The organism is Kitasatospora sp. NPDC002522 (genome assembly GCF_053595195.1).
Genome location: NZ_JBSFXE010000067.1, coordinates 1 through 24,922 on the forward strand (window position 1 = coordinate 1; position 24,922 = coordinate 24,922).

Here is a 24,922-nt window from a genome sequence, read left to right on the forward strand (position 1 = left end):
TCTCGAAGGATCAACCGGTGGCCGTCTTACGTTTCAGGCGACACCCGCTACCGGGACGAAACCCCCGGAACGGGTGGAACCCGTACACCACTTCCCTGGACGTAACCCGGAGCGTCACAGTTGGCCCACCTGCCGCCCTTGAGATGCGTGTCCCTGAGCCGGGACACGATAGGTGGAACCTGGCCACGCAGGTTGGAACCAGGGCTCATGGAGGTCTCGGCGGCGGGCTGCGCCGAAGCGTCAGGTGTCACAGAGGCATGCTTGTTGTCACTGAGCGGCTTCGATCGCTCCGGGCCATCGCCCTTCGTAGGCAGGCCCGCAGTTCTCGGGTAGGTGTGCGACGACGAGTGCGGCGGCCTCCTGCGGTGTCTCCGTCTTGCCGATCAGCTCGTAGCCGAAGGCGTAGACGGTGTAGCCGGGGTCGCTGGTGGCGATGAAAGGCAGGTCGTTGGGCGGCCAGGGAACGCGGGTCGCCCGGAGGAACGCCAGTGTGCCGTGGCTGGGGAAGGGGAACAGTGCGCGCAAGCGCGGCTCGGCGTAGGCGGCTTCGGTCACGTCTGGGTCGCCCAGGCGAATGTGCGGAGCACGTTGGAGCATGGCCTGCCAGGTTGCTTCGACTGCGTGTCCTTCCTCATGTCCTCTGGCGGCCGGTGTCAGTGGGAGTCCCGGCCGGGACGCCTGCAGTTCCCGGAGCGGAGTTCCGTCTTGCCAGCCATTCGTTCGACGTGATCGTCGCGGGCAGCCGTGCCGGCGGCATCCCGCCCCCCTCGCCCAGCGGCTCGCCGTGAGACTCCGCCGCCACCGCTGCGCGCTCGTCACCCCCCCTGGCCCGGCGCCCCGCACCTCGAAGTCGCCGACACCGCCGGCTGGGAGGGACTCGGCGCTCGCCAGATGCAAGGCGGTCCGCTGCAATCGGAAGGCGCCACAGGGCGCTGAGGCGGCACACTTCGTCGGGTGATCATGATGCAGCCCGTCCTGGAGAACCGCGTCCCTGCCGGCTTCGACCTCTGGCCCGTCGCCGAGGACGGGCCAGCCGCCTTCCTGCCCCTCAGCGGCGGGCTCTCGCCCGCCGAGGTCGGGACGGCCGTGACGCGCACCGCCAGTTGCAACGACATCGACCCCGAGGATGACCCCACCAACGACCGCCCGCCCCGGCCTGCCGATCCATTCGGTTCGTTCCTCCACGGGCCGTTGACCTTCGACACCCTCTTCGCAGCCGGTGGCCTGCGGGTCACCGACGACTCCACCGGGATCACGTTCCTGCCAGGCTGCTGCGACGGCCTGGAGGACTGGCGCGCCTGGCACCACCTCGTCGACAAGGACAGCGTGCTCTGGTTCGGCCACGACCCCGTGTCACCGGTCGCGGAGCGCTCCGGCGACACAGTCCGCCTCACTGTCGACGCCGAGCAGAGCGGCAGCCCAGTGATCGAACTGTCCGTCACCGAACTCCGCTGACCAGGGCGAGCGACAGGGAGGGCAGGCCGAGGGTCGGCAGCAGCAGCGGGTCGGCAGCAGCGGGTCGCCCGCCCCGCGGGTCGGCGCGGGGCCGCCGTACACGGGACGGCCCGGTGCGGTGTCGAACGAAATCAGCGGCGCGCCGATCTCCACGACGCCCTGCGCGACCCGGTCGCGCCCTCGCCGAGCGCGAGGACGGCGCCGTTCCCGGTCCACCCCGTGGCCTCCGCCACCGATCGGCGGAGCAGGGGGGCGCACTGCTCCGGCGGGACAGCACACGGACTGACGACTGACACCATCCGAGAACTCCCTTGTCCGGGACCAGCACTGCGCGCAGGCGCTGCGTACGTGCGGTTCGGCGCGGTCTGCTCTCCGGCTTGCCGGGACCCGCCGGTTTCACCCCGGGGGGTTCGGCGTCACGTCAGGCGGACGGCAGGAGGCCGCGCACGGACGGCAGGTGGTTTCGCTCGGGCGGCTGGTGGTGCGCACAGGCAGCCGGTGGTCGCGTCGCCGCAACGCCGTTGCCGGCGTCGCGGGAGGCTTCGCGCAGTCGCGAACCCCGTCAGGCCTCTCCGGGGGCGATCGGGGGCTGTTCGGGGCCGGTGCTCCAGCGGCGTTCGATGCGGGCCAGTCTCCACACGGCGAGGGCGACGGCCCAGGTGAGGACGAACAGGCCGACGACGGCGAAGCCGACGGTGTTCAGGTCGAGCCCGGAAATCCAGTCCCAGAACGGGCCGTGCAGATCGAGCCGGTCGGCGAGCAGGCCGAGCAGCTCGGCGGTGCCGATCACGAGGGCGACGGCGACGGACAGGGCGGTGACGGTCAGGTTGTAGTAGACCTTGCGCACGGGCTGGCTGAACGCCCAGCCGTAGGCGAAGTTCATGAACGAGCCGTCGATGGTGTCCAGCAGGCACATGCCGGCCGCGAACAGGACCGGCAGGCAGAGGATCGCGTACCAGGGCAGCCCGGAGGCGGCGCCGGATCCGGCGAGGACGAGCAGGGCGATCTCGGTGGCCGTGTCGAAGCCGAGGCCGAAGAGCATGCCCAGCGGGTACATCTGCCACGGTTTGCTGATCGACCGGGTCACCCGCCCCAGCAGACGGGCCATCAGACCGCGCTTGGCGAGGTGCTCTTCGAGTCGGGCGTCGTCGACGTCGCCGCCGCGCATGCGGCGGAAGAGCTTCCAGACGCCGACCAGGACGACGACGTTGACGGCGGCGATCAGGTACAGGAACGACCCGGAGACGGCGGTGCCGATCAGGGCGGTGGCCCGGTGCAGGCCCGATCCGTCGTCCTGGAGCGGTCCGGCGAGCGTCCTGACGCCGAGGGCGAGCAGGACGGCGAGGGCGAAGACGATCGAGGAGTGCCCGAGCGAGAACCAGAAGCCCACGGACAGCGGGCGGCGCTGCTGGTCCATCAGTTTGCGGGTGGTGTTGTCGATCGCGGCGATGTGGTCGGCGTCGAAGGCGTGGCGCATGCCGAGGGTGTAGGCGGTGACGCCGATGCCCGCGCCGAAGGTCGTCGTGCCGACGGTGTGGTGCTCGGGGGCGACGACGACGAGGAGGGTGATCCAGCCGACGAGGTGCAGGGCGGCGATGAACGCGGCCATCCCGCCCAGCCGCCGCCATTCCTGATGGGTGATCGGGATCGTCGTGCGGGGCCGGGCGACAGCGGCGGGGGCTGAGGAGGCCATGGGCGTGCCCCTTTCAGGCCAAAGGTCGAGAGGCCGCATCCGCATCCCTCTCGTACGTGCACTATCACCGCAACAAGGGCCGCTGTCACGGGGCGCGCCGAGGCGCGCGTGCGCGCGCGTCCGGTGCTCGCGCCGACCAGCAGCCCTTCCGGCCAGCAGACCTTTCGGCCTTCGGCGCGTTCGGCGTCGGGGCGCGTTGCCCCGACCGGGTGACGTACCGGCAGGTCGGACGGTGCCGGCACCCCGAGGTGCGGCGGGGCGCTCATCGTTGACGCGGGCCTCGTCGGCCTGTCCCGCTCCCCGGCAGGGCCGAACCGCTGTCGGCGGGCCACCCGTCCGTGCTCCAGGAGGCCCGAGTGAAGCCAGCCCGACCAGCGGCCCGAGCAGGTGCCGTAGCGTCAGTGGGCCTGTGCCTGCTGCTCGTCGGCGCGCCCGCCGCCGACGCCCACCCGCTGGGCAACTTCTCCCTCAACCACTACCTCGGCCTGACCGTCCGGCCCGACGGGATCGACGCCCTCGCCGTCACGGACGCCGCCGAGATCCCCACGCTCCAGCAGCAACCGCAGGTCGACCGCGACGGCAACGGCGCCGTGGACGACGCAGAACTCGCCGCCTGGGCCACCGGCCAGTGCGAGCAGGCCGCCCGGCGCCTGCAGGTGACGGCCGGTCAGGACACGACGCCGCTGGCCTGGCACACGGGTTCGGCCCGCTTCCGCTACGAGGACGGCTCTGGCGGTCTGCGCACCAGCCGCCTCGAATGCGCGCTCCACGCGGACCTCCACCTGCCCGCCGCCGGGAACGCCATCCGGGTGGCCAGCGGGAACGAGGCGGGCCGGGTCGGCTGGAACGAGATCACCGCGCGCGGCGACGGCGTGACCCTCGCCGACTCCGACATCCCGGCGGCGTCGGTCTCCGAGGAACTGCACGCCTACCCACGCGACCTGCTGGAGAGTCCCAGCGGCGTCACCCACGCCCGGTTCCGGGCCACCCCCGGCGGCGCGCCTGCCGCTACCGGGTCCGCGGCCGTCCGGGCCGGCTCCGGTCCGACGGCCTGGCTCGGCGGTCTTGACGCCCGCCTCGCCCGCCTCGGGGCCACGGAACGCCTGACCGTCCCGCTCGGGCTGCTCGCGGTACTGCTGTCGGTCGTGCTGGGCGCCGGGCACGCCCTGCTCCCCGGCCACGGCAAGACCGTGATGGCGGCCTACCTGGCCGGCCGCCGCGGCCGCACCCGCGACGCGGTGACCGTCGGCGCGACCGTCACCGTGACCCACACCGCCGGGGTCATCGTCATCGGCCTGTGCCTGACCACGTTCTCCTCGCTGGCCGGCGACGTGCTGCTGGGCTGGCTCGGCGTCGTCAGCGGGGCGCTGGTCGCCCTCGTCGGAGCGGGCCTGCTGCGGGATGCCGTCCACCGCTCCCGCCACGCCCGCTCACACACCCGCCTCCCGCATCCCCAACCCGGCCCCGACAGCACCGAGGCCAGGGAACTCGCGCACACCGCAGCGCACAGCGCCGGCACCCCGCACGACCACGATCCGCACCCCGAGCCCGACGGCGACCGCACCAGCCCCGGCGCGCACCACGGCCACACCCGCACGGCCGTCGCCGACCACGACCACCCGCACCACCACGACGATCACGATCACCCGCACCACAACGACGATCACGATCACCCGCACCACAACGACGATCACGACCATCACGATCACGACCACCCGAACGACCACGGGCACGGTCGCTCCCACGCCCACGGTCATCCGCACGTCCACGGCCACGTCGGCGATCTGGCGCACAGTCACCACGGCCACCGCCACGGGCTGTTCGGCGGCCACCACCAGCACGACCCGGCTCCGACGGGCCGACGCAACCTGATCGGCCTCGGGATCGCCGGCGGCCTGGTCCCCAGCCCGTCCGCCCTGGTGGTGCTGCTCGGCGCGGTCGCGCTCGGCCGGACGCTGTTCGGTGCAGCCCTGGTGGTCGCGTACGGCGTGGGCATGGCCGCCACGCTCACCGCCGTCGGCCTGCTCCTGGTCCGGGTGGGCGACCGGCTCGCCTCGGTGCGCAGCCCGATCTCCGCGCGCATCCACCGCATCGCCCCGTACAGCGCCCTGCTCACCGCGGCGCTGATCCTGACCGTCGGGCTGGGCCTGGTCATCCGCAGCCTACCCGCGACCCTGTGAACACCCGCCCCGACCGGAGGACCACCGTGGCCATCGGCCGTACCCACCCAGTCCTGTTCCTCGCCACCGTCACCGCCGCGCTGCTCACGGGGTGCGGCGGACCGAAGGCGGACGGGAGTTTCGACGCCCAGCCCGGAACGCCGTCGCCGACCTGCCTCCAGCACCAGGCGCAGCAGCCGGGAAGCCGCTACACCGGCGGGCAGCAGTCCGATCCGACGGCGGTGCTGGAGATGATGCGCTTCTATACCGCCAACGGCACCAAGGCCTACTGCGACGGTAGACCGCCGGCCGACGCCGACCTGCACTGGATGCGGCTGTACACCGACCTGGGCGGCGACGCGGGGCACGTGGCCCCGCCGCCGAGGTAGCCCGCGCCCGCCCTGCCCGGCTGCCGGGGGTCAGTGCCCGGTGGCGAGCTCCGCGAGGGCGGTGCGGGCCGCGGGGGCGTGCAGGGGGTGGAAGGCGGGGTTGGTCGCGAGCGCCGTCCCGAGTTCGGTGCGGGCCTCGGTGCTGCGGCCGAGCGTGCGCAGGATCATGCCGCGGTGGTAGTGGAAGAGGGCGTTGCGGGTACCGAGGGCGAGCGCCTGGTCGGACTGTTCCAGGGCTTCGGTGTCGCGGCCGGCCGCGTGCAGGGCCCAGGCGTAGGCGTCGTGGGTGTCCAGGAACGGGCGGGTGCGCAGGCCCTGTTCGGCGAGGGTGACGGCGGTGTGCGGGTCGCCGTGGTCGGCCTCGAACAGGGCGGCGTCGGCGTCGAGGGCGACGCCGTTGTCGGTGAGCAGCTTCTGCTCTCCGCGCAGCACCAGGTACTGCTGCTGCGCCTCGTCGGTGCGGCCCAGGGATTGGAGGAGTTCACCGAGTTCGAGGACGTACTCGGGTTGCGGGACCTGCGCGGTCGCGCGCTGCAGGTCGGTGACGGCGGCGGCGCTTTCGCCGAGCGCGGCCTCGGCCCGGCCCTTCGCCTCCAGCAGCGAGGCGGTGCCGGGCGCGGTGCGCATGCCGCTCTCGGCACGGGCGAGGGCGGTCTTCGGGTCGCCGGTGTCGAGAGCGAGCAGGCTGAGGTGGTAGAGCGCGAAGGCGCGGTCGGCGGCGGTGTTGGCGTCGTCGAGGGCCCGCTGCATGTTGGACGTGGCCGCGGCGGTGTCGCCGCGCAGCTCCCAGGTGTAGGAGACGCGGGCGAGGGAGGGGGTGCCGGGCTTGAGGTCGACCATGCGCTGGACGGCGTCGAACGCTTCGGAGTAGCGGCCGAGTTGGGTGCAGGCGTCGGCGAGGGTCCCGTACAGGGTGGAGTTGTCGGGGTTGACCGCGATGGCCTTCCGGGACCAGTCGAGGGCGGTGGTGAAGTCGTGGCGGGCGTCGGCGAGGGCGGCCAGGCCGGCCATCGCGGTGAAGTTCTCCTGCGGGTCGGCGGCCAGCGACCGGTCGAGGACCTCCTGCGCCTTCGGGTAGGAGGACGGGTCGGCGGTGATCCGGGCCTGCTGCACGTAGGCCAGGCCGAGCGACGCCATCGCGAGGGCGTCGCCGGGCGTCGCCTTCAGGTGCTCCTGGAGGCCGCGGATGTCGGCGGCCAGGCCGGTGCCGGCCGTGCCGGCGGCGTTCTCGACGGTCGACCCGTCCTGGGCCGCCGACCCGCCGCCGTCCCGCGGGGTGAAGCCGAGGCCGCCGGCGAGGAACAGGCCCACGCCGAGGGTGGTGGCCACGGCGGCGGACAGCAGGCGGCGTCGGTTCACGGAGGCTCCAGAGCGAGTGGGTGGCCGGTGGTTCAACCGGCCCGGGTGGGAGTAGGGGCAGGGGCGGCGAAGACCACCAGGTTGGCGCGGTAGGCGTGCGCCGTACGGTCGTAGTCGCCGCCGCAGGTGATCAGGCGGAGGCTCGGTTCCGCCGTGTCGCCGAAGACCTGCTCGGCGGGGAAGTCCTGCTTTTCGTAGCTGCGGAGGGCCTGGACGGTGAAGGTGGTGCTGGTCCCGTCGACCGCCCGTACGTCGATCTCGTCACCGGGGCGCAGCGCGCCGAGGCCCGCGAACACGGCGGGGCCGGTGCGGGAGTCGAGGTGGCCGACGATGACGGCGGTGCCGGGGCTGCCCGGTACGGGCCCCTGGCTCCACCAGCCGGCGGTGTCCGGAGCCGCGGGGGCGGCGAGGTGCCCGTCGTCCTGCACCATGAGGTCGCTGAGGGCGGTGTCGACGCCGATGCGGGGGATGCGCAGCCGCACCGGTGGGGCGGCCGGGGCCCGGGAGCTCTCGAGGGCGGTGGTGCCCGGGCCGGCCGGTGCCGGACCGTGGACGGTGGTGGGCAGGTCGCCGACATCGGCGACGCTCGGCGTGGCGGCCGGGACCGCGGCCCGGTCGGCGACGGCCGCCACACCGAATCCGGTCAGGGTGAGGCCCGCGGCCAGGGCGGCCGCCCCGGGCATGCGCCGGTGCCCGGCGCGGGCCGACCGGAGCACCGCGGTGCCCGGCGCCGGCCGGCCCGCCCCGGGCACCGGGCCCGGCCCGGTGCCCGCCAACGGAAACCTCGCGCGTACCCGGCCCACGGCAGCCCCGGCCCGGGCCCATTCCTGGGCGAGGACGGCACCGAGCCGGGATGTGGCACCCGCCGTGAGGTCGAGGACCCGGCGGGCGCGGGCCGCGGCCGGCCGGCCGCTCACGAGGAGCGACCGGCCGGCCCGTTCGAACGGGTTCACGCGCGGGCCGAGCGGCGGCGGCGCAGCGCCATCGCACCGGCCGCCGACAGCAGCACGCCGCCGGTCATCGCGGCCGCTCCGGCGATCGGCGAGCCGCCGAGGGCGAGGCCGCCGAAGCCGGCTTCGACGGAGCCGCCCGGGTTGTCGGACACGGCCTGGTTGACCGCGGCGGTGTTGGGCAGCGCCACATACGGGAAGTGGTGGCCGAAGGCGTGGTCGTTGGCGTTGACGCCGTCGCCGGCGGCCAGCGCGGGCACCAGGGTCCCGGTCTGGGCCGCGCCCTCGGCGGCCTGCAGGGTGATGTCGACGACGTCGTCGGCCAGACGGCGCCCGTTGGGGAAGCCCGCGAGGTCGCCGGCCAGGACGCCGAGCCGGTTCGGGGCGTCGGTGGGGGCGACGCCCATGTTCAGGCGCAGCTCCTCGGACGGGACGAAGCCGTCCTTCTTCACGTCCTTGTTCAGGAGCTGCGAGTTCAGGTCGGCCTGGACGGGACCGCACGCCTTGCACAGGCCGGTCAGGAAGATCTCCACCAGGTCGTTGCGCGGCGCGGCGGGCGCCGGGATGCCATAGATGCTCTGGACGAGCTTGGGCACGATCGGGTCCTTCACCTCCTCGACCACGGGGGTGACGGTGTGGTCCTTGTCCGGGGTGAGGGCGTTGAACGCGTCCTTGTACTTGAGCGGCACGACGACCTCGTTGACGAGCGGGTTGCCTAGCCGCGACACCTGCCGCCATCCGGCGTCCGGCTTGCCCTCGCCGCCCTTGTCCGCGCCCGGCTTGCCTTCCCCGCCCTTGTCTGAGGGCTTGCCCTCGCCGCCCTTGTCGGCGACGACCGCGCCCTTGCGCTCGGTGGTCGACCACACGCCGATCACGGGGTTGCGCTCGGCGTCGCCCTTCAGCGCGAGGTCCTTCTTCGGCACCTGCAGGGCGATGGTGTTGACGTTGTAGCCGGTCAGGGTGTCGTGGCCGGACTCCTTCAGGTTCCCGCCGTAGAGCAGGTCGAAGACCCGCAGATCGAGGAAGAACGGGTCGTCGGCCTGGCCGGCGAAGCTCTGCCCGCCGCCCGGCAGGTCGACGACGGCCTGCTTGCGCAGCGATCCGTAGTCGGGCATCGACGCCTTGCCGACGTTCGACGGCGCGACCGGAGCGTCCTTCAGCAGCGTCTTCGTGGACCCGTCGGGGCAGGTCACGGTCAGCGTGTAGGTCTGACGGAAGTTCAGCGTCGCGTCGTCGACCGACTTCACGACGCCGGTGTTGTACAGGAACTGGTTCGCGTCGTCGCGGTAGTGGTTGGTGAACGTCCAGGTGTAGGTGGTGTCGGGCTTGCCGTCGCCGTCGCTGTCGATCTTGATGGTGTAGCGGGCGTCGTCGGCGAACGGGTAGAAGTTCGGTCCGCCGTTCGGCTCCTCGAACGGGATCCAGTTGGCCACCAGGGTCACCGTGTCCGGCTTGTCCGGACTGACGAACGCGTACACGTCCGTGTTGTCGGCCCGCGGGTCGCCCGCGATCAGCGGGGCCTCCCGGTGGCTGGAGGCGTGGCCGACGCCGGGGGCCAGGCCCGCGAGGGCGCCGGCGGCGGCGAGGGCCAGCACGCCGAGGCCCGCCACGGGCTTCTCGGAACGGCGGGCGAGGGACGACAACTTCAAGGCCAGCGGACGCTGCATGGTCTGCACTTTCGCGAAGAGGGTCCGGAACACGGTGCCACCCGACCGCGCGGCTGGCGGCACGGCAGACGACCTCCTACGAACGCCGGTTCCGGTGGACCGCCGCCTCGGAGCAGACCTGAGTGCCCGTCAGCCGGACACAGGTGTAAGCCCGAAATAAGGCCAACACGCCCCCGCCCCGTCCGCCCTACCTGTTACGCCGTCAGATCGGCCTTCCACCCGACCGCACCAACCGGGCGCCGCACCGACCGCGCCACCCTCCCCGCTGCTGCTGACGGATCGCGTCGATGCCCTTGTACTGGAAGCACCCGCCCACTTGACCCGCCCGCAGCACCACGCCCTGGTGCTGACCCTGGTTCGGGAGCCCGCCCGAATCATCGCCCAGCTCACGCAGCTCGCCGCCGACCGGCAACCGCCCGCCCCGCCGCTCCGGCACCCCGGCGCGGATCCAGGAGTTCTGGCCGACCAGGGCCTCGCCGGCCGCCGCTGGTCGCCTGGACCGCGCAGATCCTCGGCCGCGAGCTGGACATCGTCCGCACGGACCCCGGCCGATGCGGCTTCCAGGTCCCGCCCGAGCGATGGGCGATCGAGCGCGCCTTGTGCGCCGCGAGGCGCTCTGTTCGTATCCCCGGCTCAGAAAGTGCTGGGTAAGTGATCAACTGCATGCCGTGATGCACTGGCGCTGAATGCGTTGTCATCGGACCTCGGGAGCCGGCCCTTCCGGTCTTGACCTTGTCATTCCCTTGGCTCATGCACCCCAGCCGAAGATTCTCGCGACGGCGAATCCCGTGAAACTAACGACGACCAGACCGATAGCCAGCAAGGGGATCCAGCTAGGCCAGGCGTTGTGCAGTTCCACAGGCTCGGGAATCGAGATTCCGTGGGTGGTGGATGATTCGCACTCGGGAGTTTCTGTCGGCATCTGCCGGCTCGGCACCTCATGGCTGGGAGAATTGTCGGGAGAGTTGGCGGCCATGACGACCTCCTCGTTGCAACGGCCGAAGCTCGGAATTCATGGAGGGCGAACTCGCCGGACCGTGACTGGAGCTCAATTATCGACAACCGGCTGCCGCCGCCACTGCTCGCAACGATTGCGCGTCGAATACCCTTCCGCCTCCCGTTCGCGACCGTGGCCACCGGGGCCGGACGGGTCACCGCCACATCTGAACCAAGAGGTACATCTGTTGCGAGTGTCGCCATGTATCCGCAGCCAGGGTCACGCGCTCCGTCGGGGAAACGCGAGCGACGTCAGAGGTGGCAGCGGGAGCATCGGTGTCACGGTGCTGGCGGCATCCTCGGCGTCCGGCAGCCCGACGCCAGAGCGTGATGTGATCATTGGCCTCCGGACGTCAACTCCTGCACCACCGACGTCCTGACGACGGCTCAGGACGCCTCGAGCGCCCAGGTGAACACCGACGTGCGGGCCTCTCGGAGTTCATCTGCTTCGCGGCAACCAGTGCAACTACGCCCATCGGTCGTGGCCAAGGGCGGAGGTGTCGGCGGCGGCAGCGCCGGTCATCACATCAACAGCTCCGTCGTCTACGACGCCCGCACCGCGAGCACCGATTCCGCGACCGCCCTGGCCAACCCGTACGACCGAAGTGTCACCTTCACCACGGGCATGTTCGGCTGGCCGAACTACGGCGACACCCTCAACGACTCGCCTGACCTCGTCCGGCAAGGCGTGGGGGGTGGGCGTCGAGGAGGGCGGCTCGCTCTTCATCGACAGGAACGGGGCGGCGCCCCTGTCCGGCCAGGACGCCTATGTGGTGCTCGGCGATCACCAGTCGGAGCAGGCCGTAGCCGGCAAGCCGCTGACCTTCTCGAACGACAGGATCTGGCACCTGACCCCGGGCAGCACCCACGACGTCGCCAACCGGCCTGCGTGCGGCTCCTACACCCGCAGCGTGGTCAACGGCAACCCGGACGCGAGCCTCTCCTCCGGGACGGCCGTCTGCTGACCCTGCGCCACGTGCCGTGCGGTCCGCCGGAATCGGTCGGCGGGCCGCACGGTCCTGCATCGACTCTGTCGGCGGCCGGTCGGACACATGGCCGATTCCTTCCTCACTGTCGGGTGAGGCCTGCGCGGGTGGCGACTTCTTCGCTGTGGCGCATGTGCTCGTGCGCCAGGTCGCCGAGCGCCGATATCAGTCCTGCGACCACGGTTTCGACCACCGCGAGCGTCGGGACCAGGCTGTCGTAGGGCGAGGGGGCACCGACCTGGCTGGAGAAGACGACTTCGGCGTGCGTGCTCACCGGCGAGAGCCAGGTGTCGGTGAACAGGATGACGCGTCCTCCGGCGTCCTTGACCAGCTCCGCAGCGGTGACCTTGTCGTCTTCGTAGCGGCGGTAGTCGAAGACGACGAGTACGTCGCGACGCGCGAGTGAGGCGAACAGCGCGGTGCGCTCGACCGCCCGGTCGGGAAGGAACCGCACGTTGTCGCGGACCTGCATCAGGTGCAGACCCAGGTACTGCGCGAACAGGTTCGTGAAGCGGCCGCCGGCCACGGTGATCCGTCGTTTGGGATCGGCGAGGAGTTGCACGGCTCGGTCGAGGTCGTGCGGCGTGACCTCGGCCAGGGTCCGATCGAGCGCAGCGGTGAAGACCTCGCGGCCGTGGGTCAGCAGGCTCGCGGCTCCTCCCCGTGCGGAGGCCGTGTCCTGTGCAGCGTTGCCGTAGTTCCCGCTGCTGTAGAGGGTCACGGGCGACGCGTGGCGTTCGTCGAGCTCCGCGCGGAGCGCTGCCTGGAAGTCGGGGAAGCCGCGGTAGCCGAGGCGGTTGACGAACCTGATGACCGTGGGAGCGCTGACGTCGGCACGCTCGGCGAGGGTGGCGATGGTCTCGAATCCTGCTGCCGGCCATCCTGCGAGCAGAATCCTGCCGACCTTGCGCTCGGCGGGGCTGCAGTCGCCGAGGCGTTGGCGGATGTCCTCGGCGAGCGTGACGGTGGGCATGGGCAGGTCCCCTTCCCGGTCTTCGGGTGGATCGTCGGTGGCGCTCTCTTGAACGTGTCTCCGCAGCCTAGCGAAATGCCAGGCTGCGGAGATCACTGAGCGGGTTGGCCGCTGGGTTGCGGGTCGTGGGATCAGTCGGCGGCCGGGTGGATGCCGATCTCCAGGTCGGTGAAGGACGCCGCGGTCGTACCGTCGACGGTCCAGGCGTGCGTGTCGCCACGCTTGCGGAACACGGTCTCGAAGGTGGGACCCGTCTCGAAGGTGGTGGCGCTGGCAGTGCGCTGGGCGCTGGTCGCGTTCAGGGCGCGGGCGGTTCCCGAGAAGGAGTAGGGAACGCCGTCCGGATCGTCGGCGGAGTAGAACGCGTCGTGGTTGGCGGGCACGGACGTGTCGGCGAGCCGGGTGAAAGGGTGCTTGCCTTCGGCCGCCTGGACGTGCCACGTGCGGACGTCGTAGCGGTCGCCGTCGGTGAGGTAGCTGTAGCGGACTCCGTCGATCGTCCATCGCCCCCCGGCGGTGCCGGTCCGGGCGGAGCGGAGGTCGAACACGGAGACGCCGTGGGTTCCGATCACGCGCATCGTCTCGCCGTACCTGCCTGCGTGCTCGACCTCGATCGCGGTGTTCTCGTCGAGGGCGAACACCCGGCGGTGACCCGTGTCGGCGGCCAGGCGGATCGCCCGTCCTTCGCGGCCGTAGGTTCCGGTGTGGGTGTCGAGCAGCCCCGCGTCGAAGGTACCGAAGCCGCCCTGCGGGATGTAGCCGAGCCGGGTCGGGTCTTCGAAGTAACCGGGGGCGCTGCCGTCGCGCAGGGCCTGGTAGCTGTCGCCGCCGCTGACCATGTCGGGGCCGGAGGCGATCTGGGCGCCGGCGCTGGAGCCTGCCACGACGGCGCCCTCGGCGAGCTTGCGGCGGATCGCGGCCACGACCCTGGAGTCGGTGTGGGCGTCGCCGTGAAGGAGGCTGGTGATGTAGCGGTACTGGTCGCCGCCTCCGAAGAAGAAGCCCGTCATCGACTCGACCTGGGCCACCACGGCGTCGGAGTCGGCGGCGTCGATGTGCTCGACGTCGATCGGCACCCACTGTGCGTCGGCCGCGCCGTAGTGCTTGAAGAGGTCCGCGTAGTAGAGCCCGTTGCAGTGGGAGTTGGAGCAGGTGGTCGGGTCCGAGGCGTTGGGGTCCCGGCTCTCGGGGAGGGAGGCGGCGGTCAGGACGCCGATCCGCGCCTTGCCGGCACCGCCTGCCTTCTCGACGATCTCGCCGTAGATCTCGCTGTTGCCGTCCTTCAGGCCGCCGCCGACGAGGATCAGGGTGCCTCCGGCCTCGGCCGGCCGGGCGGAGGCAGCCTGGGCAGTCGAGGCGAGGACGGTCAGAGCGGCAGCGAGGGCGAGTGCGGTCCGCCCGCATCTGGTGCGGAGGTATCGGTTCATCCGGAGAATCTCCATGGGTCGTTGGACTGGAACCGTGCGTCGTCGTGTGTGCGTCCGGGGCGGCGCACGCCGACGATGGGGTGACCCGCGCAGGGTGTGGGTGCAGGCACCTGCGCGGGTCGATCATGGGGCTCCTGGCAAGCCCGCTCGTGCCGCCGTGTGATCAGCGGCGTCCGAGGCGCTCGATCAGCATCGCCAGGAGCGCGATCCGGCTGGGTGCGCCGGCGGTGTCGAGCCATTCCTCGGGGGTGTGGTCGGCCCCGCCGACAGGGCCGAGGCCGTCGAGGGTGGGGATGCCGAGGCCCGAGGTGAAGTTGGCGTCGCCCACGCCGCCGGTTGAGGCACCGTGGACCTGCATCCCCAGGTCGGCGGCGGTGCGGCGGGCTGCGGCGAGGACGGCCGCGGCCGCCTGCGTGTGCTCCATCGGCGGGCAGAAGTCCAGTTGGTCGACGCGGGCGGCAGTGCCCTCGACGACCGTCCGGCCGGCGAGGGCACGGATCTCTCCGATCGCGGCGTCCAGACCGGCGGTGGTACTCGCACGGACCTCGACCTGGAGCTCCGCCTCGGGGCACACGATGTTGGTACGCGTGCCCGCCCGTACCACCCCGACGTTCAGGGTGACGCCCGGCCGACGACCGTTGAGCGCTTGCAGGGCGACGACCAGGTGGGCGGCGGCAAGGGCGGCGTTGGCGCCGCGCTCCGGCTCGATGCCGGCGTGGGCGGCTCGCCCGGTGACGGTCACCAGGAGGTCCGCGACCCCCTTGCGTTCGATGACCAGGTCACCGTTTTCGCGTGCGCACTCCAGGCCGAGCGCGTAGTCCGCGCCCGCGGCCGTGTGCTCGGTGACGGGGCGACTCGCCGGTGAACCGATCTCCTCGTCGGGGGTGGCGAGGACGACGAGTTCGGCGAAGGCCGTACGCCCGTGGCGCACGAGAAGCTCTGCAGCGGTGACGCCCGCGAGGAGCCCGCCCTTGTCGTCGCTGACGCCGGGGCCGTAGGCCCTGCCGCCCGTGGTGTGGAACGGGCGGGCGGCGGCGGCGCCGTTTTCGAAGACCGTGTCCATGTGCCCGACGAGGACGATCCGCGCTCCCCCGTCCTCGGCTGGCAGAGAACCTGCGAGTCTGGCGACGAGCACGTCTCCGAAGCGTCGCCCGTCCACGTCGGCCGGGGTGGTGCGCTCGGTGGTGAAGCCGATTGAGAGCAGACGGCGCTCGAACCAGTCCGCCACCAGGTTAACGCCGGGGGCGTTGTAGGAGCCGGAGTCGATGGCGACGAGTTCGGCGAGGTCATCGAGGTAGCGCGGGAGCGCCTCCTCGGCAGCGGCCGCCAGCTCGACGGCGGCGGTGTGGTGCGCCTGTTCGGCGGGGGCGCTCACAGGACCTTGGAGAGGAACGCCTTGGTGCGTTCCTGCTCGGGATCGACCAGGACCTTGCGCGGGTCGCCTGCCTCGACGACGACGCCCTCGTCCATGAACACCGCGGTGTCGCCGACCTCGCGGGCGAAGCCGATCTCGTGGGTGACGACCACCATGGTCATGCCGTCCGCCGCGAGGTCGCGCATCACGTCGAGGACGTCGCCGACCAGCTCGGGGTCGAGCGCGGAGGTGGGCTCGTCGAAGAGCATCAGCTTGGGCTTCATTGCGAGCGCGCGGGCGATGGCGACGCGTTGCTGCTGCCCTCCGGACAGCTGAGCCGGGTAGTGGTCGGCGCGATCGCCGAGGCCGACTCGGGCCAGGAGCATCTGCGCTTCGGCCTTGGCCGTGGAGGAGTTCACCTTTGCGACCCGGACCGGTGCCTCCATGATGTTCTCGAGCGCGGTGAGGTGCGGGAAGAGGTTGAACCGCTGGAACACCATGCCGATCTCTCGGCGCCGTTCCGCGACCTCCGACTCTCGCATCTCGTGCAGGCGGTCGCCCCGCTGCCGGTAGCCGACGAGTTCGCCGTCGACCGAGAGACGGCCCCCGTCCACCTTTTCGAGGTGGTTGATGCAGCGCAGGAAGGTGGACTTGCCGGAGCCGGAAGGGCCGAGCAGGCAGCACACCTGTCCGCGCTCGACGGTGAGGTCGATGCCCTTGAGGACATCGAGTTTTCCGTAGTGTTTGCGCACGCCCTGGGCGTGCACCATGGGCCGGGCCATCGGATCAGCCCTTCCGGTTGCGGTTCGACGGGAGGAAGTCGGCGACGCCGACGAACATGCGGCGCAGCGGGGAGACGTGGGCGGAGCGGCTCGTACCGCGTCCGTAACGGCGCTCCAGCCACGCCTGGGGGACGCTGAGGACGGTGGTGAGAGCGAGGTACCACAGGGCCGCGACGACGAGCATCGGGATGACCTGGTAGTTCTGGGCGTACACGTCCTGGATGTTGGACATGAGGTCGTGGGCGGCGATCACGGAGACGTAGGCCGTGGTCTTGAGCATGTTGATGGTCTCGTTGCCCATCGGCGGGATGATGACCTTCATCGCCTGCGGCAGGACGATCCGGCGCATGGCGAGTGCGGGCTTCATTCCGAGGGAGTGGGCGGCCTCGGCCTGGCCGGGGTCGACGGACTGGATTCCCGCGCGGACGATCTCCGAGGCATAGGCGGCCTCGTTGAGTCCGAGGGCGAGCAGCGCCGCGATCGACGGGGTGAGCAGCTGGTTGGTGTCGAACTCCACGAAGGTGATCGTGGTGAACGGGATGCCGATCATCAGGTGCTTGTAGAGCGCCGCGGCGTACGCCCAGAAAATGATCTGGACAAGCAGCGGAGTCCCGCGGAACAGCCAGACGAACAGCGTCGAGAGGCCGTGGAGCACCGGGTTCGTCGACAGGCGCATGATCGCGACGAGAGTGCCGAGGGCGAGACCGACCGCCATGGCTGCCACGGTGAGCCACAGGGTCGTGACGAGTCCGTCGAAGATGAGATCGGCGAACAGGTAGTGACCGACGACGTCCCAGTGCAGGTTGGGGTTCTTGGCGAGCGATCCCACGAGGCCGATGAGGGAGAGGAGTGCCACGACGGCGGCGATCCAGCGCCCCCAGTGACGCACGGGCACGGCGATGAGATCGTCGCTGCCGGTGTCGGCTGCCGTCGGGGTGCTCGGCGATCGGTGTGCGGTGGCAGTCACGTCAGTCCACCGCGCTGTTCTTGGTCGCCGACTTGACCGCGATGGAGGCGACACCGTACTTGTCGTAGATCTTGGTCAGCGATCCGTCGTCGATGAGCGACTGGAGCGCCTTCTGGATGGCGTCCGTGAGCTGCGGCAGGGACTTGGCGATGGCGATGCCGTTCGGCGAGGCGTTGTAACCGCCCTGCGCCGCCGGGTCGTCGACGACCTCGAAGGTGGCACCGCCGTCCGCGGTCTTGGCGGCCCATCCGGCAGCCGGCTTGGTGAGGATGTCGGCGGAGACCTTGCCCGAGCGCAGTGCGAGTTGGGCGTCGGAGTCCTTCGGAAACGCCTGGACTTCGATCGGCGCCTTGCCCGCGCTGGTGCAGGCGGCCTGGTGCTTGTCCAGCAGCTTCTGCTGGTTGGTGCCGGTCTGTACGGCGGCCTTCCTGCCGCACAGGTCATCGAGGGTGACGATCTTGTCGGGGTTGCCCTTGGCGACCATGATCCCGGTGCCGGAGGCGGAGTAGTCGACGAAGTCGACGACCTTCTCGCGCTCCTTGTCGTCGGTGATGGCGCTGATGGCGGCGTCGTACTTGCCCGCCTGGATGGCCGGGACGATGCCGTCGAACTTCTGGGCCTGGAACTCGAACGTGACACCGAGCTTCGCACCCAGCGCCTGACCGAGGTCGTAGTCGAGGCCGGTCATCTCGCTCTTTCCCTCCGCCACGTACATCTCGAACGGCGGGTAGGGGATGTCGGTGGCGACCCGGACTCTCCCCGCCTTCTTGATGACATCGGGGAGCGCTCCGTGGAGACCTGCGTCGGCGCTGATGGCCAGGGCTGCGACGGTGACCGGGGAGGGGGCGGCACCGGTGGCCGCCCGGGTGGACGACCCGCCGCTCCCACAGCCGGTCAGGGTGAGGGCGCCGGTCACGGCGAGAGCGGCAAGCACGGCCGATCTGCGAGAGGCAGAGGAGTTCACGGAGCAACCTTTCGGGGACCTGAGCGACGCGCATGGGGGCTGCGCCGCAAGCCTGGACGTTACATCTAAACCGCTCCCATATCCATATGTAATGAGAGTTACAAATAGGTAACACTGGACGCGGCAGACCAAGTCCCTGATGGTCGATCAGGCGGTCAAGCTTTCACCCCTCTCACTCGTTACATCCATCACCACATCGAACAGAACTGAATGTTCCGTTGCTGCGCGACCTGCCTCTGGTTCCACGCACCGTCCCGCCGGCCCCTCTCCGAGCGGACGCCTCCCTCTCCTTGCCGCAACCACTGCCGGCAGCGGTTGCGGCCTCCCCCACAGGAGCACGCATGACCATGTCCGCAGGGCCCGCGGCCGGGGTCCGCGCCACCGGGTCCGCCGTTGCCGCTATCGCCCCGGCAACCCCGCTCGTGTCCCCCGCGTCGGCGGCCCAGGCCGCCACGCCCGCGACCGGCAGGGACAGCTACAACCCGACGACGTGGGCTGCCAGTTCCCCCGAGCCTGCCTACCCCACCGGCAGCGGGACCGCCTGCAGCCGCTGGAGCGCCGTCTCCTCCTCCCCGGCGCCCACCCGTGCCAGGTGGTGCAGCAGAGAACCAGCCGCACCACGGCGTGGGCGAGGAATCGCGGACACCGGCGCTCGACACCCGCTGCTCAATGACGTCGCTCGTCAGGGATCGGCGGGCGTCCCATGGCAGCCTCGAGTCGAGCGAGCATCGGCTCGTCCGCGATCGTCTCGAGGGCGAGCAACAGAATCTTGTCGCGCCGGCGGGGTGGAAGGGGCGGCGGTTCGACTGCCGGTCACCGCGAAGGGTGTTCGGTTGTCCATGGGGTCAGGACGCAGAAGCGCAGCGCCACCGAGGAGGCCGTCCACAATGGCTGCTGCCCACTGATCATTGAGGCGGCGTTGCCACCGATGACCGCACCGATGATCAGGACCGCGGCCGTCACGATGGAGATCAGGCTCAGCAGGCCGTTGCTCGACAGTCCGGCTACCCGCTCACCGGTGGTGCTGAAGAAGGCGAGCCCATCGGTGAGGCCGAGGCAGCCGAACACCAGCAGGACGACACCGCACAGGCCGGCGCCGATCCGGTAGACCTGGGCGGGCCGGAGGTCGACAGGCAACTCGTCGCGGAAGTCCGTTGCCGCTCTCCGTTCGCTGGTGGAGGCGTGGCGCCTCCTCGTCCACCGTCGGCGACCAACAGTCGGAGGTCGAGAAGGCTGCGCTGTGCGGGGGCAGTGCGGGGCGACGGTTCACGGTGTTCCAAGGTCTGCTGCGAGTAGCGCGCAGCCCACTGCACGTTTCAAATGCAGCAGCCATCAGAGGTTTTGTAACTTCTGCAACGCCGCGCTGATGTCATGACCGCAACATCCATGAGGTCGGCCGCCGTTGCGAGAATGTAACTTGCGATACATTCACTCACTACATGCGCCAGATGTAACTTCTGTTCGCGTCGGCTTCAGACCCCACTCCTCCGCGCGCATGACCGAAGGGCCCAACGATGACCCCCCTCCGCATGACCGCAGTCAGGGCGATCACCTGCATCGCGCTCTGCTCCTCCTGTGCACTCACACTCTCCGCCTGCGGATCGTCCGCGGCGGACAGGTCCGGCGACTCGGCCCCCTCCGCGCCGGCCGTCGCCGTCAGGGGCGTGACGATCTCGGCGGACCCCAAGCTCGCCGAGCGACTGCCCGACGCGATCAAGAAAGCGGGGAAGGTCCAGGTCGCGACCGACCTTCCGTACCCGCCCTTCGAGATGTACGTCTCCGAGGGAAGCAAGGAGATGACCGGAATCGACTACGACCTGGGCCAAGCCATCGCCGCCCGCCTGGGCACCCGGTTCGAGTTCACCGGCCAGAAGTTCGACGGCCTCATCCCCGCCGTGCAGGCGGGGAAGTTCGACGCCGTCATGTCCGCCATGACGGACAAGAAGGAGCGCGAGCAGGCCGTCGACTTCGTCGACTACGTCAACGCCGGACCCGGCTGGCTCGTCAAGAAGGGCAACCCCGACAACATCAGGCTGGTCACGGACGTGTGCGGCAAGAGCGTCTCGGTGCAGACCGGCACGAACCACCAGAAGATCCTCGACCAGCGTCAGGAGCTGTGCAGGCAGCAGGGAAAGCCACCGATCACGGTCCTCGCCTTCCCGAAGGACTCCGAGGCGCAGCTCGCGTTGCGCTCCGGGAAGGTCTCCGCCGACTTCCTCGACGAGGTCACCGCCGCCTATGTGGCGGATACCGCGGACGGCGGGACCACTTTCGAGACCGTCGTCGGGAAGGACGCGGTGGGCCCCACCAGTGCATCCCCCATCGGAATCGGCGTCGCCAAGTCCCTCCCGGGCCTCAAGGAGTCGATCCAGGCGTCACTGCAGTCCCTGATGGACGACGGCTCGTACGCCAAGATCCTGGCCGCGTACCACGTTCCCGACATCGCGATCCCGAAGGCAACGCTCAACGGGGCCCTTGACTGATCCCGAGGAACCCGCCGCCGCGTCCGGTTCTGCTTGAGGTGGGGACCGGGCACGGCGGCCGCCTTGCCACCGACGCCCGTTGCGGGTTCACAACCCCCGGGCCACGGTGTTGAGCACGGCAGCGATGGCGACCTCGCGTTCATCGGCCGGCAGGATCCGCAGCGGGCCGTCGACCATCAGGGCCGCCAGGCCGTGTACCGCGGACCATGCGGCATATTGCGCCCCGGCGCGCCGCGCCGGAGGCATGCCTCCGACTTCGACAAGCTCGTCCAGGCACTGCGCGAGGAGCGAGTACGGGTCCTCTCCGGTGGTGTCGACTTCGCCCTCGGCGCCGTGGGCGACTGCACCGGAGAACGCCGTACGGAACCAGCCGTGCTCAGTGAGGGCGAAGTCGACGTAGGCGCGGCCGATGGCATTGAGCCGGGCCCAAGCAGCGTCGACAGGATCCGTGAGGTCGACGGCTCCCGACCGTCTGATCATGAGTTCGCCCAGGCGGTTCATGCAGCCCGCGGACACGGCCGCGAGGAGATCCTCCCGGTCCCTGAAGTGCCGATAGGCGGCATTGTGCGAGACGCCGACTTGGCGGCTGACGGCACGCAGGACGACAGCCTCGGGCCCGCCTTCGCGAGCCACTGCCATACCGGCGCCGATGAGGGCCCGGCGCAAGCCCCCGTGATGATATGTCTGATTTGACAATTTCTCACGCATTTCTTGCTATATGTTGACAGTGTCCATCCCCGGTGCAATTGTGTCAATTACGAGCATGTTCCCGCTGTCAACATGCGCGGCGGATGGAGCTTCCCATGCCCTCCCTGACCTCTCGCCGGCGCGTCCTGATCCTGGCCACCGTGTGCCTGGCCGCCTTCGCCATCAATCTCGACACCACGATCGTCAATGTGGCGCTGCCCGATCTGAGCCGGGAACTGGGTTCCACCACAAGGGATTTGCAGTGGATCGTGGACGGCTACAACCTCGCTTTCGCGACTTTGGTCCTCACGGCCGGGTCACTTGGTGACCGCTTCGGACGGCGCCCGACCTTGCTGGTCGGATTGACCGGATTCGCCGTCACCAGCGTCCTGGGCAGTGCCGCGACCTCGTCCGGTCCTCTTGTCGGAGCCCGTTTCGCCATGGGTGCGTGCGCGGCGACAATCTTTCCGACCACGCTCTCGATCATCGCCAACACCTTTCCCGATCGGCGCTCCCGAGCGAAGGCGGTGGGCGTGTGGGGTGCCGTCACCGGGCTGGGCGTAGCCGTCGGGCCAGTCGTCGGAGGCGTCCTGTTGGCGCACTTCAGCTGGCAGTCGGTTTTCCTTGCGCTCGTGCCGGTCGCCTTGGCTGCACTGGTCGCCACCTGGCTGTGGGTACCCGAGTCGAACGCTCCCGCTTCGGCCCGCCTCGACCCGGCCGGGCTTGTCTTCTCATCCGCCGCGATCGGAATGCTCGTCTACACGCTGATCGAGGCTCCGAGCCGCGGGTGGAGCGCTCCCGCCAGCATCGCTGGCTTCGGCGCCTCGGCACTGCTCACTGCCGTGTTCGTGCGCGTCGAGCGCAGGCGGGCCAACCCCATGGTCGACCTGGCGCTCTTCCGGACCCCGGCCTTCTCCGCAGCCAGCGGCTCGGTCACCGTCGCGTTCTTCGCCCTCTTCGGATTCATCTTCCTGGTGACCCAGTACTTCCAGTTCATCCGCGGCTACGGCACGCTCTCCACCGGCGTTCGGATACTTCCGGTCGCCCTGACCATCGCCGTCGGCTCGGTCGGGGGCGTAGCACTGGCGGCTCGGTCGGGTACTCGGAACGTGGTCAGCACGGGCCTGGTGCTGCTTGGAACCTCCTTCGCGTGGATCGCCACGTCGCCGACGTTCATGGACTATCCGGAGATCGTCGGGCAGATGGTTCTGATCGGCCTCGGACTCGGGCTCACGACAGCACCCGCGACCGAATCGATCCTCAGCGTTCTCCCTCCGGCGAAAGCCGGCGTCGGATCTGCAGTCAACGACGCCACCAGGGAGGCCGGCGGCACACTCGGCGTTGCCGTCATCGGCTCGGTGTTCACTTCGCTCTACGCCGGCAAGCTTGCGTCGACCGCGTTCGGCTCGCTTCCTCCTCGGACCGCTGCGGGCGGGCAGGACTCCGTTGCGTACGCGTTGCACACCGCAGGGTCCGCAAGCCCGGATCAGCAGCCGAACCTGTTGGCAGCGGTCCAGGAATCCTTCATGTACGGCTTCCACCTCGCATGCCTCGTGGCGGCCGGCGTCTGCCTCGTGGGGTCGGCTGCCGCATGGCTCGCCCTGCCGGGAATCACGGTCCGCGCCGAGCGCGGGGCGACGAAGAGCAATCGGTGCCCCGCCCCCGCTTCGTCGGACTCGCCGGCAGCCGTCAGTGGCGGAGCCGTCGTGGGGACACGGGCTGCAGGAGCCCGAACCGGACGGGTACTTCGGGTGAGAACAGGACACTCACCGGGGGCCCGTGCACGTCGACACCGGCTGCGCTGAACACCGAGTCGTCCGGATGCCGGACCGTTTGCCTCCCGAAGCGGCCATGGCGGATGTTCGACGGGGAGGGACACCGTCCGACCGAACATGCGTGTGTGAAGTCCCCAGCGGGCGGTCAGAAACGTGGCGAGTGGTTCTGGCCGCTGCAGCCACGCCCCTGCATTCGGGTCTGACGGTGCCCATGGGCATGACTCCGTGGCCACCCGGTTGGTGGGTCCTGGCAGGTTCTGGGACATCACCGTTATCGGACTGCGGAGGCTCGGGTGGTGCATCGTCGCTCCGAGCGCGGCCTCATGGGATCCGTCCTTCTGAGGGTTCCGTCGCCGGGTTCTCCTCCACGCACGAGCACGCCTCTCATGCGCCGTCGAAGACTGCCCGCAACCGCCGCAGGCCGTCTCTCTTCCGCGTCTTGACCGTGCCGAGAGGTACACCGGGGAGAGCAGCGACCTGTGTCTGGGTGTAGCCGCCGTAGTAGGCGAGCACGAGCGCTTCCCGCTGGACCTCACTGAGTCCTGCAAGGGCTCTGCGCATCGATGCCGCCTCCATGGACCGCTCGACCTCATCCTCGGCGGGCTCGACGATCGTTCGTACCTGGCGGACCGCACGTTCCTCACGATCGCTGCTGGCACGGGCCGAACGAACGCGGTCGACGGCTCGACGGTGAGCGATCGTGCACACCCAGGTCGTCACGGATCCACGCTCCGGCCGGTAGGAGAGAGCCGAGCGCCAGACCTCCAAGAGCGTCTCCTGGGCGACTTCCTCGGCATGTGAGGGGTTCCGCAAAACCCGCAACGAGACACCGTAGACCGTCCCTGCAAGCTGTTCGTGGAGGCTTTCGTATGCGCCGCGGTCCCCACCGGACACGCGATGCATCAGGGTGCGCAGGAGATCAGCACGGTCCGCCGGCTCGGATTCGCGCACCGCTACTCGCGCCGTGGTGATCAGTGTCGCTGTCATGCATCGAATCTGCCGCGCATCAGCATGCTCGTTCGACTTGCATCGGTGTCGCATCGAAATGCGTCTGCGCCTGGGGCCGCGCTCAGCCACCTCATGGCAGCAGAGCAACCGTCGAGAAGCTGCGCGGGCGCGCGATCATGACGGCCCGTCACGTTCGCCTGGCCTGCGGTCCCGAGCACGCCGCAGGCGGCAAAAAGAGCCGGCCAATGCCCTCCTGACCGGCGGCGACACCGACGGCTGCAGCCGCTTCGAGCAGGTCATGGCAGACATTCGCGTTCCCCGGATCGGGCCGGGACGCCCGTGCACCCGACCCGGGACCCGGGCCCAGCGCCGTCCGCTGGGCCCGGTCCCGTGACGAACCCGGGATCGAGCTCACCACGCAGTCCGTGTTGACGGTCAGCCGGCTTCGGCCCCGGCGTGACGGCCGAACATGGCACTGCGGTGGTCGCCTGCGTCGTGGGCGGTCCGGTTCTCGTAGCGCGCGAGGGCGAGGCCCAGGCCGAAGAAGGTGGGCGCCCATTCTCCGACGAAGATGCCCCATCGGTCGGCTCGTTCGACGCCGGCCTGCTCGGCCTTCATCGACACGATCCAACTCGCGAGAGACAGGCCAACCGATCCCAGCGCGGCCGCGTAGGCGTGCTCGCTGGTGAGGCCGGCTTCATGGAGCTTGCGAACGATCATCATGGCAATCACTCCGTGCTTGGTCGAGACCCCCTGTACTCAGCCTGGACGGCCCAACTGCCGTGCGGCGGTTGCATCGTTTTCGCACAGTTCGGTCGTGTCCCGTGGGGTGGTGTAGTGGTCGTGCGCCAACGGTCATGAAGTAGACGGGAGTTCGTCGAGGCCGGGGTTGTCGGGGTAGATCTTCT

General features: G+C 70.2%; 21 protein-coding genes and 2 pseudogenes. 6 read left to right on the top strand and 17 right to left on the bottom strand.

Annotated features, from left to right (window positions below):
- Window positions 1–267: 267 nt before the first annotated feature.
- Window positions 268–843, bottom strand: a complete 576-nt coding sequence (locus ACWD4U_RS32930) for a DUF6193 family natural product biosynthesis protein (protein WP_363461322.1) — start codon at window positions 841–843, stop codon at window positions 268–270.
- A gap of 111 nt (window positions 844–954) precedes the next feature.
- On the opposite strand from ACWD4U_RS32930, the gene ACWD4U_RS32935 reads away from it, so the two are divergent.
- On the top strand, window positions 955–1,455 hold the full coding sequence (locus tag ACWD4U_RS32935) for a hypothetical protein (RefSeq protein WP_363461288.1): 501 nt from the start codon (window positions 955–957) through the stop codon (window positions 1,453–1,455).
- 562 nt (window positions 1,456–2,017) lie between these two features.
- On the opposite strand, the gene ACWD4U_RS32940 is transcribed toward ACWD4U_RS32935, so the two are convergent.
- Window positions 2,018–3,148 (bottom strand): Nickel transporter NicT, encoded by a 1,131-nt coding sequence (locus tag ACWD4U_RS32940; protein ID WP_363461290.1) that lies wholly within the window; start codon window positions 3,146–3,148, stop codon window positions 2,018–2,020.
- 401 nt (window positions 3,149–3,549) lie between these two features.
- On the opposite strand from ACWD4U_RS32940, the gene ACWD4U_RS32945 reads away from it, so the two are divergent.
- A complete protein-coding gene (locus ACWD4U_RS32945) occupies window positions 3,550–5,328 on the top strand; it encodes a high frequency lysogenization protein HflD (protein ID WP_363461292.1) in 1,779 nt (592 codons plus the stop codon).
- Between the two features lie 26 nt (window positions 5,329–5,354).
- The gene (locus tag ACWD4U_RS32950; RefSeq protein WP_363461294.1) at window positions 5,355–5,696 is read left to right on the top strand and encodes a hypothetical protein; all 342 of its coding nucleotides are present in this window, start codon (window positions 5,355–5,357) and stop codon (window positions 5,694–5,696) included.
- Between the two features lie 30 nt (window positions 5,697–5,726).
- On the opposite strand, the gene ACWD4U_RS32955 is transcribed toward ACWD4U_RS32950, so the two are convergent.
- The 4 genes from ACWD4U_RS32955 to ACWD4U_RS32970 form a co-directional block, all read right to left on the bottom strand.
- A complete protein-coding gene (locus ACWD4U_RS32955; RefSeq protein WP_363461296.1) occupies window positions 5,727–7,055 on the bottom strand; it encodes a tetratricopeptide repeat protein in 1,329 nt (442 codons plus the stop codon).
- A gap of 32 nt (window positions 7,056–7,087) precedes the next feature.
- Window positions 7,088–7,738, bottom strand: a complete 651-nt coding sequence (locus ACWD4U_RS32960) for a class F sortase (RefSeq protein ID WP_363461298.1) — start codon at window positions 7,736–7,738, stop codon at window positions 7,088–7,090.
- 266 nt (window positions 7,739–8,004) lie between these two features.
- Window positions 8,005–9,672 (bottom strand): DUF4331 domain-containing protein, encoded by a 1,668-nt coding sequence (locus tag ACWD4U_RS32965; RefSeq protein WP_363461300.1) that lies wholly within the window; start codon window positions 9,670–9,672, stop codon window positions 8,005–8,007.
- A gap of 748 nt (window positions 9,673–10,420) precedes the next feature.
- Window positions 10,421–10,648, bottom strand: coding sequence for a hypothetical protein (locus ACWD4U_RS32970; protein ID WP_363461302.1), 228 nt, complete (start codon window positions 10,646–10,648; stop codon window positions 10,421–10,423).
- A 715-nt stretch (window positions 10,649–11,363) separates the two neighbouring features.
- On the opposite strand from ACWD4U_RS32970, the gene ACWD4U_RS32975 reads away from it, so the two are divergent.
- Window positions 11,364–11,633 (top strand): hypothetical protein, encoded by a 270-nt coding sequence (locus tag ACWD4U_RS32975; protein WP_363461304.1) that lies wholly within the window; start codon window positions 11,364–11,366, stop codon window positions 11,631–11,633.
- A 103-nt stretch (window positions 11,634–11,736) separates the two neighbouring features.
- Here the strand turns inward: ACWD4U_RS32975 and ACWD4U_RS32980 are convergent, their stop codons facing one another.
- The 7 genes and pseudogenes from ACWD4U_RS32980 to ACWD4U_RS33010 all read right to left on the bottom strand — a co-directional run.
- Window positions 11,737–12,627 carry a MurR/RpiR family transcriptional regulator gene (locus tag ACWD4U_RS32980; protein ID WP_363461306.1) on the bottom strand — a complete coding sequence of 297 codons (891 nt, stop codon included), beginning with the start codon at window positions 12,625–12,627 and terminating at the stop codon, window positions 11,737–11,739.
- Between the two features lie 131 nt (window positions 12,628–12,758).
- Entirely contained in the window at window positions 12,759–14,054 is a 1,296-nt protein-coding gene (locus ACWD4U_RS32985) for a cyanophycinase (protein WP_363461308.1), read from the bottom strand.
- Window positions 14,055–14,217: 163 nt separating this feature from the next.
- On the bottom strand, window positions 14,218–15,429 hold the full coding sequence (locus tag ACWD4U_RS32990; RefSeq protein ID WP_363461310.1) for a M20/M25/M40 family metallo-hydrolase: 1,212 nt from the start codon (window positions 15,427–15,429) through the stop codon (window positions 14,218–14,220).
- Window positions 15,426–16,190: an amino acid ABC transporter ATP-binding protein gene (locus ACWD4U_RS32995; RefSeq protein ID WP_363461312.1), complete on the bottom strand. Its 765-nt coding sequence runs from the start codon at window positions 16,188–16,190 to the stop codon at window positions 15,426–15,428. The genes ACWD4U_RS32990 and ACWD4U_RS32995 overlap by 4 nt, the downstream gene beginning before the upstream one ends.
- Window positions 16,191–16,194: 4 nt before the next feature.
- Window positions 16,195–17,157, bottom strand: coding sequence for an amino acid ABC transporter permease (locus tag ACWD4U_RS33000; RefSeq protein ID WP_449787387.1), 963 nt, complete (start codon window positions 17,155–17,157; stop codon window positions 16,195–16,197).
- Between the two features lies 1 nt (window position 17,158).
- Window positions 17,159–18,073 (bottom strand): ABC transporter substrate-binding protein, encoded by a 915-nt coding sequence (locus ACWD4U_RS33005; protein WP_363461314.1) that lies wholly within the window; start codon window positions 18,071–18,073, stop codon window positions 17,159–17,161.
- Between the two features lie 948 nt (window positions 18,074–19,021).
- Window positions 19,022–19,258 (bottom strand): annotated as a pseudogene (locus tag ACWD4U_RS33010) (DUF4383 domain-containing protein); the annotation flags it as partial.
- A 392-nt stretch (window positions 19,259–19,650) separates the two neighbouring features.
- Between ACWD4U_RS33010 and ACWD4U_RS33015 the strand changes: the two are divergent.
- On the top strand, window positions 19,651–20,604 hold the full coding sequence (locus tag ACWD4U_RS33015) for an ABC transporter substrate-binding protein (protein ID WP_363461316.1): 954 nt from the start codon (window positions 19,651–19,653) through the stop codon (window positions 20,602–20,604).
- 87 nt (window positions 20,605–20,691) lie between these two features.
- On the opposite strand, the gene ACWD4U_RS33020 is transcribed toward ACWD4U_RS33015, so the two are convergent.
- The gene (locus ACWD4U_RS33020; protein ID WP_363461318.1) at window positions 20,692–21,270 is read right to left on the bottom strand and encodes a TetR/AcrR family transcriptional regulator; all 579 of its coding nucleotides are present in this window, start codon (window positions 21,268–21,270) and stop codon (window positions 20,692–20,694) included.
- A gap of 137 nt (window positions 21,271–21,407) precedes the next feature.
- Between ACWD4U_RS33020 and ACWD4U_RS33025 the strand changes: the two genes are divergently transcribed.
- Window positions 21,408–23,096 (top strand): MFS transporter, encoded by a 1,689-nt coding sequence (locus ACWD4U_RS33025; RefSeq protein ID WP_363461320.1) that lies wholly within the window; start codon window positions 21,408–21,410, stop codon window positions 23,094–23,096.
- Window positions 23,097–23,182: 86 nt separating this feature from the next.
- Here ACWD4U_RS33025 and ACWD4U_RS33030 read toward each other — a convergent pair.
- From ACWD4U_RS33030 to ACWD4U_RS33040, 3 genes and pseudogenes are all read right to left on the bottom strand, one after another.
- Window positions 23,183–23,368: pseudogene (locus ACWD4U_RS33030) on the bottom strand (hypothetical protein); the annotation flags it as partial.
- A gap of 82 nt (window positions 23,369–23,450) precedes the next feature.
- The gene (locus ACWD4U_RS33035) at window positions 23,451–24,053 is read right to left on the bottom strand and encodes a sigma-70 family RNA polymerase sigma factor (RefSeq protein ID WP_449787388.1); all 603 of its coding nucleotides are present in this window, start codon (window positions 24,051–24,053) and stop codon (window positions 23,451–23,453) included.
- 396 nt (window positions 24,054–24,449) lie between these two features.
- Window positions 24,450–24,734 (bottom strand): hypothetical protein, encoded by a 285-nt coding sequence (locus tag ACWD4U_RS33040; protein ID WP_363461328.1) that lies wholly within the window; start codon window positions 24,732–24,734, stop codon window positions 24,450–24,452.
- Between the last annotated feature and the right edge of the window lie 188 nt (window positions 24,735–24,922).